This is a genomic window from Knoellia sinensis KCTC 19936 (genome assembly GCF_000768705.1).
Taxonomy (GTDB): domain Bacteria; phylum Actinomycetota; class Actinomycetes; order Actinomycetales; family Dermatophilaceae; genus Knoellia; species Knoellia sinensis.
Window position 1 is genome coordinate 1 of record NZ_AVPJ01000053.1, and the last position, 838, is coordinate 838.

The 838-nt window shown below is 66.2% G+C and carries 1 protein-coding gene; it reads left to right on the top strand.

Going from position 1 to position 838, the window contains the following annotated elements; all coding sequences use genetic code 11:
- A partial coding sequence (locus N802_RS19150; RefSeq protein ID WP_035919726.1) for an IS256 family transposase occupies positions 1-787 on the top strand: 787 nt, incomplete at its 5' end.
- Positions 788-838: the final 51 nt, after the last annotated feature.

The following is an 838-nucleotide window of genomic DNA, read 5'->3' on the forward strand; positions in this document are numbered from 1 at the left end:
GGTGTGCGCGTTCCGGACCCGACGCCTGGACCACGTCGAGTTCCCGTACGTGTACCTGGACGCCACGTACCTGCACGTGCGCACCGAGCACGGCATGGTCGTGTCCAAGGCGGTGGTCGTCGCCACCGGTGTAACCAGTGAGGGGCGCCGGGAGATCCTGGGGTTGGACGTCGGCGACAGCGAGGACGAAGTGTTCTGGCGCGCCTTCCTCACGGGGTTGAAGAAGCGGGGCCTGTCCGGGGTCCAGCTCGTCATCTCCGACCAGCACGCCGGCCTGGTCGCCGCGATCGGACGCGCCATGCAGGGCAGTGCGCACCAACGCTGCCGGGTCCACTTCATCCGCAACGTCCTGGCGCACGTCGCCAAGGGCGAAGGCGAAATGGTCGCCGCCGTGTTCCGCACGATCTTCGCCCAACCCGACCTGGCATCGATGGGCAAGCAGTGGGACAAGGTCCGCGACGAACTCACCACCCGCTACCCAAAGATCGGTGCCCTCATGGACGACGCGAAAGCCGAGGTCCTCGCCTTCGCCGCGTTCCCCCGCGAGCATTGGCGCAAGATCTGGTCGACCAACCCCCTCGAGCGGCTCAACAAGGAGATCAAACGCCGTTCCCGGGTCGTCGGGATCTTCCCCAACGAAGCCGCCGTCATCCGCCTCGTCGGAGCCGTCCTGGCCGACACCCACGACGAATGGGCCACCGACGAACGCCGCTACCTCTCCGAAGAATCCATGGCCAAGATCGGCAAGACCGAGCAGACTGACACCGTCGCCCTCACCAAGGGCTGACCGGTCGGCATCGAGATGACCTCAAAGCCCACCACTCCACGGGACTCATAC